The organism is Pseudarthrobacter humi, from assembly GCF_024294965.1.
Classification (GTDB): Bacteria; Actinomycetota; Actinomycetes; order Actinomycetales; family Micrococcaceae; genus Arthrobacter; species Arthrobacter humi.
Genome location: NZ_JANCLV010000001.1, coordinates 409,227 through 425,369, shown reverse-complemented (window position 1 = coordinate 425,369; position 16,143 = coordinate 409,227). Strand labels below are relative to the sequence as shown.

Below are 16,143 nucleotides of genomic sequence, written 5' to 3'. Positions count from 1 at the left end.
CAGGTTCTCACTGTGACGTGGCCTACATATACGAGTAGCCTAACCGCACAAAGTCCAAATACTGGTACTCCGTTGCTAAACCGTAACCAGTTAATCGCCAATAACTAGCCGGCACCCGGAAGTTGCGCAAGTCACATGCTACTCGCTGGTAGGGGATGCTGCGAATCGAGGATGGGGGCGGGCTCCCACAGGGCGGTAAGCCCCCTGGAGGACCTATTTCAGGCGCCACTCCCACACATTCCACCAAACGCCCAGGGCGCCTGAGCTGGGCTTGATACCAGTCACGCGGCTGCTGAAAGCCACCGTTCCAGTGGTCTGGTACAGCGGCAGGCCGTAGGCGCTTTCCCACACGCGTTTGTCGATGTCAGCCAACAGTTCGTCCTGCTTTGCAAGGTCCGTGGTGCCGGACAGTTGCTCCATGGCTTTGTCAGCATCGCCGTCGGAAAATCCGTTGAAGTTGCTGCCGCCACCGGTCTTAAAGATCTGCGGGACGCGGCTGACGCCGACCCCGGGTCCGATGGAGCCGAGGATGGCGGCGTCGTAGCTGCCGCCGCCGAGCGCTTTCGCCCAGTCCGGGCTGCCGAGGCCCGCGTCTTCAACGGTGAATCCGGCGCGGCGGGCGGAGTCGCGGATCAGGGAAAAGGCCCGCACACGGTTGGGGTTGTCCTTGTTGTACAAGATGCGGACCGTCGGAGCAGCATCCCGCAATTGCGACTTCGCGCCTTGGATGTCCAGGTCGGAGTATTCGGCCGAACCGTTGTTCTTCACGGTGTCCTGATACTTCGGATGGGGTGGCAGGAAGACGTGTGAGTCCAGGGGTTTCGCGTCGGCGACGAATCCACCCACCACGTCATCCACGATCTCCTGCCGTGGAACGGTCTTCAAAAACGCTTCCCGGACGGCCTTGTCCGCGAAGGGTCCCGAAAAGTTGAGATCGAGGTGGTCGTAGCCGGTCTGGCTGAAGCGCTGGACGGTATTTCCCTGCTCCGCCAGCCCGTCGAAGAGGCTTTCGGTACCGGCATTGGGCTGCGGGGCGATGATGTCGGCCTGGCCGTTCCTGAGGGCGGCAATGGCGGTAGAGGCGGCACCGGCGAACCGCACGGTGATGTCATCGAGGTAAGGCTCAGGTCCCCAGACATAGTCCCTGTTCCTGACCAGCCGGATCGAGGCGTCCGGAACGATGTCCCGGACGATGTAGGGGCCGCTGGAAAGGTACATGGCCGGGTCATCAGGAAGCGTTTTGGTGTCGAAACCTGAGTTCCAGAAGTCGCTGACCCGTTTCAGCGGGGCGTTGACCGCAGGCTGTTCGGTGTCGCCGCGGGGCGAGTCCCTGATCAGGTCAACCAGATCGCCTTCGTCATTGAGGCCGCTTTTGGCGGCGACAACATGGGCGGGGAGCCCGACGTCGAACGCTACTTCCCAATCAGCGTACGGCGCGGCGTATTCCAGCGTGATGGAACGCCCGTCACTGCCGATCTCCGGAAGAGCGGTGGCCGCCAGGCCGCTCTTGTCCGCCGCGGCCGAAAAGTACCTGGTGCCGGTCCCCGCCAGGGGTTCCGCGTCGTCGAAGTAGCCCGAGCCGGCGGCCCAGGAGAGGAGGAGGTCGCCGGCGTCGATGGCTTCACCGTCGGACCATTTCACACCCTCACTGACGGTGTACTTCACCTTCAGCGGCTTGTCGGAGATTTTCTCGATACGGCCGAATTTCTCGTTCCGGACCACTTTTTCGGTGTCATCCACGTAGTAGAACCCGGTGTGGGTGATATGGCCGATCTTGGTGTTGATGTCCGTGTTTCCGTCGGCACTGAACGGGTTGAAGGACGTGAAGGCGTTCACTTCGGCCACGGTGGCGCTGCCGCCGCGCGTCGTCTCACCGACCACCACCGGCGGTGCACCGCCGGAAGCGGAGCACCCCGAGGTAACCAGCGCCGCAACGACGGTCCCGGTGATGACCTGAATCAGACGCTTCAGGGGCATTCCATCTCCTTTGCCTGTCCGGAATCAGACGTTGAAGCGGAACTCCACTACATCGCCGTCAGCCATCACGTACTCTTTGCCTTCAATGCGTACCTTGCCACGGGACTTGGCTTCCGCCATGGAACCGGCCTCGATGAGGTCATGGAAGGAAACCACTTCAGCCTTGATGAAGCCACGCTGGAAGTCGCTGTGGATGACGCCTGCTGCCTGCGGGGCGGTGTCGCCCTGGTGGATGGTCCAGGCGCGTGTTTCCTTCGGACCGGCCGTGAGGTAGGTCTGGAGGCCCAGGGTGTGGAAGCCGACGCGTGCCAGCTGGTCGAGGCCGGACTCGTCCTGGCCGTTCATTTCCAGCATTTCGCGCGCTTCCTCCTCATCCAGCTCCACGAGGTCGGATTCGAGCTTCGCGTCCAGGAAGATGGCGTCCGCCGGGGCCACCATGGCCCGCAGTTCGTCCTGCTTCTCCGGGCTGCCCAGGATGCCTTCGTCGGCGTTGAAGACGTAGATGAACGGCTTGGCGGTCAGGAGGCTGAGCTCCTTGAGGTGCTCCATCTCCAGCTTGTCGCTCTTGATCGAGGAGAAGACCGTGTCGCCGCGTTCCAGGACCGCCTGGGCGGCCTTGATGGCTGCCAGTTCGGCGGCGTCCCGCTTCTTGATCTTAACTTCTTTTTCGATCCGGGGAATGGCATTTTCGATGGTCTGAAGGTCAGCCAGGATCAGCTCGGTGTTGATGGTTTCCATGTCCGAGCGGGGATCCACTTTGCCATCGACGTGGATGACGTCGGGATCATCAAACACCCGGACCACCTGGGCGATGGCCTCGGCCTCACGGATGTTGGCAAGGAACTTGTTGCCCAGGCCTTCGCCCTCCGATGCGCCCTTCACGATGCCGGCGATGTCCACGAAAGACACCGGAGCGGGCAGGAGTCGCTGCGATCCAAAGATGTCAGCGAGCTGCTGCAGCCGGGGATCCGGCAGGTTCACGACGCCGACATTGGGTTCGATGGTAGCGAACGGATAGTTCGCAGCCAGCACCTGGTTCCGGGTCAGTGCGTTGAAAAGAGTTGATTTGCCGACGTTGGGCAGTCCGACGATGCCAATAGTAAGAGCCACGAGCATTGATTCTACCGGTTGCCGGACGCATGGGGCCCAGGCGGTCCCCCGCAGTGTCGGCACATGGTGGAACGCCTGGCCGAATATGTCGGTTCCGTAAATTGTCACAGGGTCATGCCACAGTGTGGATATGGATGCTTTAGCCCTGATTCTTGCCCTGTTGATGCTGCTGGTGGGTGCCCTCGCCGGCGCCGCCGCCACCTACTTTTCCCTCCGCCGGCACAGTCGTGCCCTGGAGGAGGACTTCGACGCCGTCTCGTCGCGGCTGTCCGAGGTCAGCGCCCAGTTCGCCGCCGCGGACGCGGAGCGCCGCCTGCTCTCGATGCAGAACCGGGAACTCGGCGAGTCCCGCAACCAGGACGAAAGCGTCCTCCGGGCACTCTCCCCCGTGGCGGAAAAGCTGACCGCGGTGCAGCAGCAGGTGGCACTGCTGGAACGCGACCGCCTGGAACAGTACGGCCAGCTGGCGCAACAACTTCAGGAGGCCAGGCTTTCCGATGCCCAGCTGATCCGGTCCACGCACGCCCTCGAGTCAGCGTTGCGCTCCAATAGCGCTCGTGGACAGTGGGGCGAAGTCCAATTGCGCCGCGTGGTTGAGGCATCGGGCATGCTCAAGCACGTGGATTTCCTGGAGCAGGTCCACAGCGCCGGGGCCGATTCAGCGGTCCGTCCCGACCTCGTCGTCCAGCTACCGGGCCAGAAGCAGCTGGTGGTGGACGCGAAGGTTCCGTTGTCCTCCTACCTGGAGGCCCAGGAGCTGGGTGCTCGCCAGGACTCGGGTACAACCGGGAATCCCGGCAGCCAGCAATCCCTGCTGGCTGCCCACGCCAAGGCGCTGCGGGCCCACGTCGACTCGCTCAGCAACAAGAAGTACTGGGACATCCCCGGGAACTCACCCGAGCTGGTGATCTGCTTCCTGCCGGCCGAATCCATCCTGGCCGCCGCCTTGACAGCCGACGCGACGCTGTTGGACCACGCGCTGTCGAGGAACGTTGTTCTCGCCTCGCCAAGCACGCTGCTCGCAGTGCTGAAATCAGTGGCGTTCACGTGGCGCCAGGATGTGCTGACGGACAGTGCGCGCGAACTGTTCGATCTCGCCCGTCAGCTCTACGAACGCATGGGAACGCTCGGCGACAACGTGGGCAAGCTGGGTTCGTCCCTGAAGTCCTCAGTGGACCGGTACAACGCCCTGATCGGCACCCTGGAAGCGCGGATCCTGCCCACAGCACGGAAGCTCAACGCCATGGATGAATCCGGGCTGCTCACTCCCCCGGCACTCGAGGTCACGCCGCGTTCGCTGGCGGCCCCGGAGTTTCAGCAGGACGAAGCCGCCGCCTGACGTTGCCGGAGATGTCAGTCGCGGGACCGGCGGCCGCCGAGCGCCCGACTGACGTCTCCGGCTTCCTTCAGGGTTGCGCGGAGTTCCTTCGGCAACGAGAAAAGGAGGTCTTCTTCGGCCGTGACAACTTCTTCCACGGAACCATAACCGTAGTCGGCCAGCAGTCGCAGGACGTCCGTGACCAGGAGCTCCGGCACTGAAGCCCCTGAGGTGACGCCGACGGTAGCCACGCCTTCAAACCATGCCTCGTCCACTTCGTTGGCGAAGTCCACGCGGTAGGAGGCCTTGGCACCGTACTCCAGGGCGACTTCCACCAGGCGGACGGAGTTCGAGGAGTTGGCCGATCCCACCACAATGACAAGGTCAGCCTGGGGGGAGATCTTCTTGATGGCCACCTGGCGGTTGGTGGTGGCGTAGCAGATGTCGTCGCTGGGAGGATCCTGCAGGGTGGGGAACCGATCCTTCAGCAGGCGGACCGTTTCCATGGTCTCGTCCACGCTGAGGGTGGTCTGGGACAGCCAGATGACCTTTTCCGGATCCCTGACGGTTACCTTGTCCACTTCATGGGGACCGTTGATGATCTGGATGTGTTCCGGAGCTTCGCCGGCGGTGCCCTCGACTTCTTCGTGACCGTCGTGGCCGATCAGCAGGATGTCGAAGTCGTCTTTGGCGAACCGCACGGCTTCCTTGTGAACCTTGGTCACCAACGGGCAGGTGGCGTCGATGGTGCGCAGCCCGCGGTCTTCGGCGGACTGGACGACGGCCGGGGATACGCCGTGGGCGGAAAAGATCACCAGGGCGCCCTCGGGGACCTCGTCCGTCTCGTCAACGAAGATGGCGCCCTGCGCCTCAAGCGAGCTCACCACGTGGACGTTGTGCACGATCTGCTTCCGGACGTATACCGGCGGACCGTAGTGCTCCAGGGCCTTCTCGACGGCGATCACGGCCCGGTCCACACCGGCGCAGTAGCCGCGCGGCGCAGCCAGGAGGACCTTCTTGGGACCGGTCACCGGAGCCGCGGCGGCTACCTCCTCAGGCGAGCGCCGCCTGCGCGGGACAGTTGGCATCGAGAGGGACACAGCTGAGGAAGTCATCCCTCCATGCTACCGGGTGGGGGCCCGCCGCCCCGGCGAAGCGATCCGGATCACAACGGCCGCAGTGACAAGCACAGCGCCGGTTATCGCGGCAGCACCGACCCAGAATTGGAAGCTGCTGGACGCGGCCGCCACAAACGCATTCTTGAACATGTCCGAAAGCCCGTTGCCGCTGGCCGTCCCCACAACGGCATCCCTGGCGAACTGCGAGCCGGCAGCCCACAGGCCCGCCAGTGCCAGCGCCCCCAGTCCCACAGCGAGAACCACGGTCCAGCGACGGCGCGCGGACACCAGCGCTAGCGCAAAGGCGATTCCCGCTCCAATGGCAAGGGAGTAGCCAAGCGGCGCGTAGGCGGACGCTCTCTCGACCATTTGGCGCTGCTCAGGCTCGCCAACGTTGACCAGCGTCTGCTCCGGCGCAGTCAGCGGGAGTCCCGTGGTGTGTGCGAGCTCCTCCGTCGCCAGTGCCACCAGGGGTGCCACGTCCAACGTAAGCGACGACGGAGAGTCAGGTGCGGCGGGAGCCGATTCGGGTGCGGCGAAGCTGAGCCGGTGGCTCTTCCGCAGTGTTTCCTCCCAAGCCGCCGGGTAGCCGGGCAAAGCTGTGAGGGAACCGGCGGCCGCTTCAAGCACTGGCGTGACCAGACCTGCCAGGGCGTCCGGGATGGCCCCTGCATCGATGGTGCCCACAGCGGCCGTGGCGAGCCGCTGCTGGAATTCTGCGTCCCGCCCCAAGGGAGCGGCCAGAGCCACAAAGCCATCCGCCTGAACCACGTTGCGGTCAAGCCAAATGGCGGGTACGGCCAGGGCGGACAGCAAAACGCCTACGACGACGGCGATGGCTGAAATGAAGGTGCGCAAAACGGGTCCTTACGGGTTGGCGGCTGCACAGCCATCATAGGGCGGGTGTCTGGACAAGGAATGTCAGTCTCGGGTGATAGAGCTTATGGATAAGGTTGAATGGCAACCGCCAGTGCACTGGCGGCCGCCATTCAAGCACGAACCGCTACCTGCCGAACAAAGGACCACCATGCCGCCACCCACAGCTTCCCGGGGCAGCGGACATGTCTGAACAGGCTGCCCTGCCGGGCACAGCTGCCACCACGTTGCCTGCCACGGCCGCTGAGACCAGCCCGGACAATCCATGGCCTCTGCAGTTGCTGTCACAGAAGCTCAAGGCCCATATCGATCGCACCCCGTCCGCATGGGTCGAAGGCCAGGTCATCGAAATGAACCGCCGCGGGGGTAACGCGTACCTCACCCTCCGGGACGTGGACGCGGAAGTTTCCCTGCCGGCGTCGGTCTGGACCAAGGTTCTGGACCGGCAGAACATGCCCCTGGAGCGTGGCTCCCGCGTGGTGGCCTTGCTCAAACCGGAGTTCTGGCTGAAGACCGGGCGGCTCAACATGCAGGTTCGGGATATCAGGCCCGTAGGGCTTGGCGACCTGCTGGCGCGGATCGAACGGTTGCGCCAGGCCCTCTCCGCCGAGGGGCTGTTTGCCGATTCACGGAAGAAACCACTGCCGTTGCTCCCGCACCGTATCGGCCTGATTACCGGACGGGACTCCGATGCCAAAAAAGACGTCGTCCAAAACGCGGCACTGCGCTGGCCCGCAGTTGAATTCGAGATCCGGGAAGTGGCGGTCCAGGGCAACACCGCGGTCTCGCAAATAATCCGCGCCCTGCAGGAACTGGACAACCGCCCCGACGTGGACGTCATTGTCATCGCCCGGGGCGGCGGAGCCTTGGAGGACCTGCTGCCTTTCAACAGCGAGGAACTGATCCGTGCTGTCGCGGCCACGGCCACCCCGGTGGTCAGCGCCATCGGACATGAGGCGGACCGTCCCCTTCTCGACGACGTGGCGGACCTGCGTGCGTCGACGCCCACTGATGCGGCCAAGAGGATCGTGCCTGACGTTGCCGAGGAACTGGCGGGCGTGCGCCAGGCACGGGAGCACCTTCGCAGGAGCATCGGCAGGCTCGTGGACAGGGAATCGGACCGGTTGTCCGCACTCCATTCCCGGCCTGTTCTGGCCACCCCGGAAGCCATGGTCACCGGACGAGCGGAGGAAATCGAACGCCTCCTGCGGAGATCATCGGCCGCTGTCAGTTCAACGGTGGTACGGGCGGCTGACCAGCTGGTTCACCTGCAGGCCCAGGTCCGTGCCCTGTCACCACAAAAAACGCTGGACCGCGGCTACGCCGTGGTCGAACTGGCCAACGGCCGGCCGGCCCGTGCCACCGAAGCTGCCGGCCATGCGGTGGTCCGAGACCCGTCGGAGGCGCCGTCGGGAACTGCGTTGTCCGTACGCGTCGCCCATGGCCTGTTCGGCGCCACTTCCACTGGGGAACTTCAACAAGGAGAAGCACATGCCCGAAACAAAGCCTGACCCGGAAATCCAAGCACTGAGCTATGAGGAAGCCCGCGAACAACTGGTGCAGGTGGTGGGGAAGCTTGAGGCAGGCGGCGCCAGCCTCGAGGAATCCCTGGCACTCTGGGAGCGCGGCGAAGCCCTGGCAAAGCGCTGCGAAGAGTGGCTGGAGGGCGCCCGCAAGCGGCTCGCTGCCGCCCGCGACCAGCCGCTCTGACCAGTCACGGCCCCGCCAGGCGGCAGCCTAGGACCTTTCGATGAGCTCGCGTTCCACCCCGACGTCGAACTCCGCCTTTGGCCATTCCAGCTTCATGTCAGACAGCGCGCCCAGCACCAACTGCTGCACCGCGATCCTGGCGTACCATTTTTTGTTGGCCGGAACCACATGCCAGGGTGCCGCGTCCGTGTTGGTCTCGTCGAAGGCAGCCTGGTAGGCGTCCATGTAGTCGCCCCAGAACGCCCGCTCCTTGAGGTCACCGCTGCTGTATTTCCAGTGCTTGGCGGGGTTGTCCAGCCGGGCAAGGAGCCGGGCCTTCTGTTCATCCTTGCTGATATTGAGCATCACCTTGATGATTTTGGTTCCGGCATCGGCCTGGCGCGCCTCGAACTCATTGATGGCCCGGTAGCGGCGCTTGATTTCGTCCGGCGTCGCCCAGTTGTGGACCCGGTGGATCAGGACGTCCTCATAGTGGGAGCGGTCGAAGATGCCCACCATGCCCGCTCCTGGCACCTCCTTCTGGATCCGCCAGAGGAAGTCATAGGACTTCTCCTCCTCGGTGGGTGCCTTGAAAGCCTTGAACTGGACGCCCTGCGGATCCATGGCGGCCATGACGTGCTTGACTATTCCGCCCTTGCCCGCGGTGTCCATGGCCTGCAGGATCAACAGAAGCCGTTTTCTCCCGCCGAAGCGCGACTCCGCGAACAGCTTTTCCTGAAGCTCGGCCAAGGCGCCGTCCAGTTCAGCCAGAATTGCCTGTCCATCGGCTTTGCTGCCCTTGTAACCGGGCGTCGCGTCAGGGTCGGCGCCGGCCAGCGAGAACCCTTTCCCCACCCTCAGCGTATCGACGGGGTGCTTATCGAACTCAACGACGTCGGCCATTGGGGTCCTTTCCCAAGGTTCCACGCGCCGAAAGACGCGTCACCACAGGCTAGTTCCCTTGGTACCGGCTAAGGAAGTCCCCCATGCGCCCGATCGCTTCTTCAATATCCTTGACGTTCGGCAACGTGACCATGCGGAAGTGGTCAGGCCGGACCCAGTTGAACGCCCGGCCGTGTGACACCAGGATCTTCTGCTCCTTCAGCAGGTCCAGGACAAATTTCTCGTCATCACGGATGTGGAAGACTTCCGGATCCAGGCGCGGGAACAGGTACAGCGCGCCACGGGCCTGCTGTGTGCTCACACCCGGGATCGCGTTGAGCATGTCGTAGGCCTTGTTCCGCTGTTCCAGCAGCCTGCCACCGGGGAGGATGAGGTCCTTGATGCTCTGGTAGCCGCCGAGCGCGGTCTGGATGGCATGCTGGGCGGGCACGTTGGCACAGAGGCGCATGTTGGCCAGGAGGCTGATGCCCTCCAGGTAATCCGAGGCATCCTTCTTGGGGCCCGAGATGGCCATCCAGCCGGCGCGGTAGCCGCAGACGCGATAGGCCTTGGACAGCCCACTGAAAGTGAGGCAAAGGACGTCGTCGCCCGTCAGCGCGGCCATGTTGATGTGCACGGCGTCCTCGTACAGGATCTTTTCGTAGATTTCATCGGCGAAAAGGATCAGGCCGTGCTTCTCGGCCAGCGCCACGATCTTCTTCAGCGTCTCTTCCGGATAGACCGCGCCCGTGGGGTTGTTGGGGTTGATCACCACGATGCCCTTGGTACGGGGAGTGATCTTGGCTTCAAGATCCTCAAGGTCCGGCTGCCAGCCTGATTCCTCATCGCAGAGGTAGTGCACGGGCTTCCCGCTCGCCAGGGCAACGGAAGCGGTCCACAGCGGGTAGTCAGGTGTGGGGATCAGCACCTCGTCGCCGTCGTTGAGGAGCGCCATGAGGGACATGGTGATCAGTTCGCTGACGCCATTGCCCAGGTAGATGTCGTCCACATGGATGTTCTGGATTCCGCGGGTCTGGTAGTACTGGGAGACCGCGGTCCGGGCCGAGAAGATGCCCCGGGAGTCGCTGTAACCCTGGGCATGGGGCAGATGGCGGATCATGTCCACCAAGATCGCGTCCGGGGCTTCAAATCCAAACGGCGCAGGGTTTCCGATGTTCAGTTTGAGGATCCGGTGACCCTCGGCCTCCATCTGCTGGGCGGCCTGAAGAATCGGTCCACGGATGTCGTAAAGGACGTTGTGAAGCTTGGTGGACTGCTTGAATTCTGCCATCCATCAAATATGCCATATGACGGATGTACTTCCGTTGAGACCTCAGACACAGACGCGCAGAGAGCAGACGACGGCGGCTGCCGGCCCGTGCGGGTCCGGCAGCCGCCGTCGTGATGGCGTTGTGGAGTCAGGTGTTACTTGACGATGCCCTTGTCCTTGAGCCAGGTGGCGGCGGCGTCTTTGGCATTTTGCTTCTGGCTGCCGCTGACTGCGCGGTTGAGGTTGACCAGGTCCTCAGTGGTGAGGACCTTCGATACGGCATTGAGCGCGTCCTTGGCCTTGTCGGTCATTTTTGCCTTGTTGTACAGCGGCAGGACCTGCTGGGCCTTGAAGTTGTTCTTGGGATCCTCCAGCACCACCAGGTCGTTGTCCGCGATGGACGGTGTGGTGGTGTAGATGTCAGCCACCTGGACGTCGTCGGTCAGCAGGGCCTGCAGGGTCAGGTTGCCGCCGCCGTCGCTGAAGGGCTTCAGGGCCTTGAGTTCGCAGCCGTAGTTCTTTTTGAGTCCCGGGAAGCCATAGGCGCGGGTTTCGAACGTGGCCGGCGCCGCCATGGTCAGGTCCTTGCAGACCTTGGCGAGGTCCTCAATGGACTTCAGCTGGTACTTCTCTTGTGTGGCCTTGGTGACCACCATGGCGTCCTTGGACTCGGCCTTGGCTGCCTCCAGGACTGCCAAACCCTCGGGGAGCTTGCCCGGCAGGGCCTTGTAGATGTCGTCGGCCGAGACCTCGGCAGCTTCAGGATCCACGTGCGAGAGCAGGTTGCCGGAGTAATCCGGAACAAGGTCAACCGAGCCGTCCTGGACCGCTTTGAAGTAGATTTCGCGGGCACCGATGTTGGGCTTGGTGGTTGCCGTGACTCCTGCCGCAGTAAGTGCACCGGCATAGATCTCAGCCACGATCTGGCTCTCCGGGAAGTCAGCCGAGCCGACCACCAACGAGCCGCCGCCGGCGCTTCCGGCGCTGGTGCTGGGGGTCTTCAACGGATCACTCCCGCCGCAGGCCGTCAACGCGACGGCCAGACCGACGCCGGCAGCCATACCAGCCAGTCCCCGGCGGGTAAGGATTGTCCTGGTGTTTTCTTTCATGGGGTACCTCCTTGAAGAGCAGCTGGCGCAGGCGCGGCAGCTGGGAGATCAGCGGCGGCCTTCTGGCCACCGTGCAGATCGGTTTTGAGGCCGGGCGAAAGAAGGACTCCTTGCACCGCGGCCAGGATGAGGTCAACCGCGATGGCCAAGCCGGCAATCAGCAAGGAGCCGGCAAGCATCCGCGGGAAGTCCTGCAGCGCCAGGCCATCAAATAGGTAGCGGCCCAGACCGCCCAAAGGCAGGTACGCAACGACGGAAACCGTGGCGATGACCTGCAGAACGGCGGTTCGGACGCCGCCGAACATCACCTGCAGTCCGTTGGGCAGCTCAACCCGGAACAGGATCTGACGTTCGGTCATGCCCATGGCCCGGGCCGCATCCACCACGGTCCTGTCCACACTTGAAATACCTGCGTACGTTCCGGCAAGGAGCGGCGGCACGGTCAGGATGACGAGCGCCCATACCGGCGGCATCAGGCTGCTTCCCGCCACGAGGGCGAAGAGGACCAGCAGGCCCAGGGTAGGCAGAGCCCGCAGCGCACCCGCCACCGCTACAGCCACCACGCGTCCGCGGCCGGTGTGCCCGATGTAGAGCCCTGCCGGGACCGCGATGGCAGCGGCAATCACGAGGACCAGCCCGCTGTACTGAAGATGTTCGAGGAGCCGCACGGGGATGCCGGAACTGCCGGTCCAGTGCAGGGGATCGGCAATCCAGGCAAGGGTGTCCGCAAAAATGTTGCTCATGGCGCGGCCCCAGCATGGACGTTCGCATCGGCCAGGTAGCGGGCGGCCGAAGGCGCCGAGGGGCCGGACGCCTTTGCGGCACGGGTCCACGGCGTCAGCAGCCTTTCCAGGACGACCAGTACAGCATCCATCAGCAGCGCGAGCACCAGGATGGCGATGATTCCCACCACCACTTCGGTGACGAAGTTCCGTTGCAGTCCGTCGGTAAACAGCATGCCCAGGTTCCCCACGCCCAGGAGTGCCGCGACGCTCACCAGGGAGATGTTGCTGACGGAGACCACCCGCAGCCCGGCGAACATCACCGGAAGGGAGAGCGGCAGGTCGATCTGGACAAAGCGGAGCCACGGCTTGTACCCCATGGCGATCGCAGCCTGCCGGAGATCCTCCTCCACGGAGTCAAAGGCATCCAGGGCGGCCCGGACCAGCAGCGCCACCGCATAGATGGTCAGGGCAACAATGACGTTGAGCGGGTCCAGGATCCGGGTTCCGAGAATCGAGGGCAGGATGATGAACAGCGCCAGCGACGGGACGGTGTACAGCAGTGAGCTGGCGGTCACCACCACCGACCGAAGCGCAGGGTGGGTCCGCGCCAGCTGCGCCAGCGGAATGGAAATAACCAGCCCCAGGACCATCGGGATGAGGGCCAGGACGAGGTGCTGGCCCGCCAGTCCCATGACCATGCCGCTGTTTGCCAGGAACCACTCCATCAGAGCGCAGCCTGCCTGACCTGGCGGGCTTCCTCAATGACGCCGAGGACCTCCTGTGCCCTGACGGTCCCCAGGACCTTGCCGTCGCCGTCCACCGCCACACCTTGGCCGGACGGGGACGAAAGGGCCGAGTCCAGCGCCCGCCGCAGCGTCTCGCCGGGGCGGAAGAGCGACCCTCCCGGGATGAGATCCGAGTCCGTCCCCGGCCTCGCCCAGCCCAACGGGTGCAGGTCCGGATCCACCACGAGCTGCCAGTCGGTCACCGCAGCGGGATCGCCGGCGAACTGGCCACCACTCATCACGAGCGTGGGCACCGGGTGGATGGTCACGGCGTCGGACGTGGTGAACCCGAGGTGGCGGAAGCCGCGGTCCCGCCCCACGAAGGACGCCACAAAATCATTGGCCGGTGCCCGGAGGATTTCCTCAGGGGTGGCGTACTGGGCCAGCCGGCCGCCGACCGCGAAAACAGCCACCTTGTCGCCGAGAATAGTTGCCTCGTCGATATCGTGCGTGACGAAAACGATGGTTTTAGCGAGGTCCTTCTGCAGCCTCAGGAGTTCCTGCTGCAGTTCGTCACGCACTACGGGGTCAACGGCGCTGAACGGTTCATCCATCAGCAGGACTGGCGGATCGGCGGCCAGCGCCCGGGCCACACCGACGCGCTGCTGCTGGCCGCCCGAGAGCTGGGAGGGGTACCGTTTCCCGAGCGCGGAAGCCAGCCCGACGACGTCGAGCAGTTCCGTGGCGCGCTTGCGGGCCTCGGCCTTGGAAACGCCGTTGAGCCGGGGCACCGTGGCGATGTTGTCCAGCACGGAACGGTGCGGCATCAGCCCGGAGGACTGCATGACGTAGCCCATGGACCGTCTCAGCTCCGCCGCAGGAACCGAGGTCACGTCCCGCCCGTCCACGGTGATCACGCCGGACGTCGGTTCCACCATGCGGTTGATCATCCGCAGCGAGGTGGTCTTGCCGCAGCCGGACGGCCCTACAAAAACGGTGATGGAGCCCCTGTCGATGGACATGGTGAGCTGGTCCACCGCGGGCTGCCCGCCCTGATACTGCTTGGTGACGCTCTGGAACTCAATCATGGCTTGGTCCATTCCCGGACTTACCTGTTCTGTTGGACGGCATCGGACAGTGTTGGGCATAAGCTCACTGATATTTACGGTAACGCAATCCGTTCACAGCGTAACCGGATCCGAAGTCAATCCGGGCAAGCGAATCCCTACTGTAACCATTCGTTGGACAGCCGCCCGCGGATGGGTCTTTCGACCACAGGTGCCCGTGCTGCGCTTACGCCCGGCCCTGCCCGCGCCTAGAGTTGGTCTGTGACCAACTTGGAAGTGGCTCCGCAACAGGAACTTTGTCCACCCGCAGGCCCTGAAGGGACATCCGGCCCTTGCCTGCAGGTCTGGCCCGAACGGGAGGTTCCGCTGGGCGGCGTGCGGGCCATGAACGTCCGGCGCACACTCCCCCAGCGCGGCCTGCCCACCATCGGAGCCTGGTGCTTCCTGGACAGTTTCGGTCCGGACCGCATCGCCATGTCCGTACTCCCCCACCCGCACACGGGCCTGCAGACGGTCACCTGGCCGCTTGCTGGGAACATCCGGCACCGGGACAGCGTGGGCAGCGACGTTGTGGTCCGGCCAGGTGAGCTGAACATCATGACCGCCGGGCACGGGGTGTCCCACTCCGAGTTCGCCGTGCTTCCAGATTCCGATGCAGGTCCCGACGCCGGCGCGCCGCTGCCCGTGCAGCGCGGCCTGCAGCTCTGGGTAGCGTTGCCGGATACGGAACGCCATCGCGAACCGGCGTTCGAGCAGCACCGCGAACTGCCTTCCGTGACGGGGCCGGGTTTCACTGCGACGGTGATGGTGGGCGAATTCGCCGGGGCGGTGTCACCGGCCACGATGTACTCCCCCATCATCGGAGCGGACATCTCCTGCGACGGCCTTGCCGTCCTGCCGCTGAACGCTCACTTTGAGCACGCCGTCCTGGTGCTCGACGGCGGGCTGATGCTGGACGGGCAGGAGGTCCCGCGCGGGCCGCTGGGCTACCTGGGTGCGGGACGTACGACGCTGGAGTTCCAGGCCCTCCCCGGCACGCGATTGCTCCTGATCGGCGGGGAACCGTTCCAGGAGGAACTGCTGATGTGGTGGAACTTCGTGGGCCGCACGCACGACGAAGTGGAGCAGGCGCGTGCGGACTGGGAAGCCCAGGCCGCACTGCCAGACGCTGCTGCCCGCGGAGCCCGCTACGGGCTGGTTGAAGGGCACGGCCCGGATGCGGGCACCGAAGCCGGACGCATCCCCGCCCCCATCATGCCGGCCGTCAGGCTGACACCCCGGAAGCGGTCAGTGGGCCCCTGACGCTTCCGAGACCAGCTTCAGGACGCCAAACACAGGGTCCTGGTCCAGGACACGGACATCGGAGACGCCGGCTGCGGCCAGGTGGCTCCGGAAGGAGTCCTGCAGCGGAATCACGTTCATGCCGAGTCCGCTGCCGAGAATTACCGGGCCGTCGATTCCAAGCTTCCGCAGGGCCTGCGTCGCCAGGCCGGCAAGGTCCTTGCCGGCCTGGTCCAGCAGCTCCTGGCTGACCGTGTGGCCCGCCGCTGCCGCGTCCACCACCAGGCGTGCCTGCTGGGCCCAGTACCGGCGGCCGGTGTCCGGGGAATGGAAGAGCGCAATCAGCTTGTTGGGGTGGTCCACTCCGCAGGCTGCAAGCAGCGCTTCGGTCAGCTGGTCCGCCGGTAGACCCTGGTTCATCCGGCGCAGGCTGTGCCGGACCGCCTCACGGCCCAGCCAGTAGCCGCTGCCTTCATCCCCAAGCAGGTAGCCCCAGCCGCCGGCACGGGCCTCGTCGCCTGCGGCATTCCTTCCCCAGGCTGCAGAGCCGGTTCCCGCAATCACGGCCACTCCGGTACTGGCGCCGCCCGCGGCCAGCAGCAGCCGTGAATCGTGGACCACTGTGACTTTGGCTCCCGGAACATGGGGCTCGATCAGCGCGGCAAGGGCTGCGGCGTCGTCGTCGGTGTCTATGCCACCGGCCCCGGCATACACCTGGGCCACCTGGCCGCCGCCGATCCGCGCGAAGAGATCCGCGAGGTTCAGTGCCGCCTGTTCGCGGCTGACGTTCTGGACGTTGGAGCTGCCGGCGGACTCGTCTGCCACGGCAACCCCGTCCTCAAACCTGACGCCGCGGGTCTTCGTCCCGCCGATGTCCAGGCCGATGATGACACCCGCGAGGGGACCCGGGGCGGCCGCGGACGCGGCGCCGCCCAACGGGTGGAGTCCGGAAGTTGTGGTCTGGGGGTGTTCGGTGTCAGTCACGTCCCCCAGCCT

Annotated in this window: 15 protein-coding genes; 4 read left to right on the top strand and 11 right to left on the bottom strand. The window is 64.7% G+C overall.

From position 1 onward, the window contains the following. Positions 1–213 precede the first annotated feature (213 nt). Positions 214–1,977, bottom strand: a complete 1,764-nt coding sequence (locus tag NFC73_RS02105; protein ID WP_254747254.1) for an ABC transporter family substrate-binding protein — start codon at positions 1,975–1,977, stop codon at positions 214–216. A 24-nt stretch (positions 1,978–2,001) separates the two neighbouring features. Beyond that, on the bottom strand, positions 2,002–3,087 hold the full coding sequence (gene ychF / locus NFC73_RS02100; protein WP_254747252.1) for a redox-regulated ATPase YchF: 1,086 nt from the start codon (positions 3,085–3,087) through the stop codon (positions 2,002–2,004). Between the two features lie 130 nt (positions 3,088–3,217). Here ychF and NFC73_RS02095 point away from each other — a divergent pair, with 130 nt between their 5' ends. After that, complete coding sequence (locus NFC73_RS02095; RefSeq protein ID WP_254747250.1) at positions 3,218–4,426, top strand: DNA recombination protein RmuC; 1,209 nt, start codon at positions 3,218–3,220, stop codon at positions 4,424–4,426. Positions 4,427–4,440: 14 nt separating this feature from the next. On the opposite strand, the gene NFC73_RS02090 is transcribed toward NFC73_RS02095, so the two are convergent. Together NFC73_RS02090 and NFC73_RS02085 are read right to left on the bottom strand one after the other, a co-directional pair. After that, positions 4,441–5,520, bottom strand: coding sequence for a 4-hydroxy-3-methylbut-2-enyl diphosphate reductase (locus NFC73_RS02090; protein ID WP_141141107.1), 1,080 nt, complete (start codon positions 5,518–5,520; stop codon positions 4,441–4,443). A 9-nt stretch (positions 5,521–5,529) separates the two neighbouring features. Beyond that, positions 5,530–6,381, bottom strand: a complete 852-nt coding sequence (locus tag NFC73_RS02085) for a hypothetical protein (RefSeq protein ID WP_254747248.1) — start codon at positions 6,379–6,381, stop codon at positions 5,530–5,532. A 203-nt stretch (positions 6,382–6,584) separates the two neighbouring features. On the opposite strand from NFC73_RS02085, the gene xseA reads away from it, so the two are divergent. Next, a complete protein-coding gene (xseA, locus tag NFC73_RS02080; protein WP_254747246.1) occupies positions 6,585–7,910 on the top strand; it encodes an exodeoxyribonuclease VII large subunit in 1,326 nt (441 codons plus the stop codon). Continuing rightward, entirely contained in the window at positions 7,891–8,109 is a 219-nt protein-coding gene (locus tag NFC73_RS02075) for an exodeoxyribonuclease VII small subunit (RefSeq protein ID WP_058931826.1), read from the top strand. The genes xseA and NFC73_RS02075 overlap by 20 nt, the downstream gene beginning before the upstream one ends. A gap of 27 nt (positions 8,110–8,136) precedes the next feature. On the opposite strand, the gene NFC73_RS02070 is transcribed toward NFC73_RS02075, so the two are convergent. The 6 genes from NFC73_RS02070 to NFC73_RS02045 all read right to left on the bottom strand — a co-directional run bounded on the left by NFC73_RS02070 (position 8,137) and on the right by NFC73_RS02045 (position 13,899). Continuing rightward, the gene (locus NFC73_RS02070) at positions 8,137–8,991 is read right to left on the bottom strand and encodes a polyphosphate kinase 2 family protein (protein ID WP_254747244.1); all 855 of its coding nucleotides are present in this window, start codon (positions 8,989–8,991) and stop codon (positions 8,137–8,139) included. A 49-nt stretch (positions 8,992–9,040) separates the two neighbouring features. Further along, complete coding sequence (locus NFC73_RS02065; RefSeq protein WP_254747242.1) at positions 9,041–10,261, bottom strand: pyridoxal phosphate-dependent aminotransferase; 1,221 nt, start codon at positions 10,259–10,261, stop codon at positions 9,041–9,043. A gap of 134 nt (positions 10,262–10,395) precedes the next feature. Continuing rightward, entirely contained in the window at positions 10,396–11,349 is a 954-nt protein-coding gene (locus NFC73_RS02060; RefSeq protein ID WP_254747240.1) for an ABC transporter substrate-binding protein, read from the bottom strand. Further along, on the bottom strand, positions 11,346–12,092 hold the full coding sequence (locus tag NFC73_RS02055) for an ABC transporter permease (RefSeq protein ID WP_254747238.1): 747 nt from the start codon (positions 12,090–12,092) through the stop codon (positions 11,346–11,348). Before NFC73_RS02055 ends, NFC73_RS02060 begins: the two co-directional genes overlap by 4 nt. Further along, a complete protein-coding gene (locus tag NFC73_RS02050; RefSeq protein WP_254747236.1) occupies positions 12,089–12,799 on the bottom strand; it encodes an ABC transporter permease in 711 nt (236 codons plus the stop codon). Before NFC73_RS02050 ends, NFC73_RS02055 begins: the two co-directional genes overlap by 4 nt. Then, the gene (locus NFC73_RS02045; protein WP_305884499.1) at positions 12,799–13,899 is read right to left on the bottom strand and encodes an ABC transporter ATP-binding protein; all 1,101 of its coding nucleotides are present in this window, start codon (positions 13,897–13,899) and stop codon (positions 12,799–12,801) included. The genes NFC73_RS02050 and NFC73_RS02045 overlap by 1 nt, the downstream gene beginning before the upstream one ends. 228 nt (positions 13,900–14,127) lie before the next feature. On the opposite strand from NFC73_RS02045, the gene NFC73_RS02040 reads away from it, so the two are divergent. Further along, the gene (locus NFC73_RS02040; RefSeq protein WP_254747231.1) at positions 14,128–15,168 is read left to right on the top strand and encodes a pirin family protein; all 1,041 of its coding nucleotides are present in this window, start codon (positions 14,128–14,130) and stop codon (positions 15,166–15,168) included. On the opposite strand, the gene NFC73_RS02035 is transcribed toward NFC73_RS02040, so the two are convergent. Then, entirely contained in the window at positions 15,154–16,131 is a 978-nt protein-coding gene (locus tag NFC73_RS02035) for an N-acetylglucosamine kinase (protein ID WP_372494543.1), read from the bottom strand. The genes NFC73_RS02040 and NFC73_RS02035 overlap by 15 nt on opposite strands. Positions 16,132–16,143 lie beyond the last annotated feature (12 nt).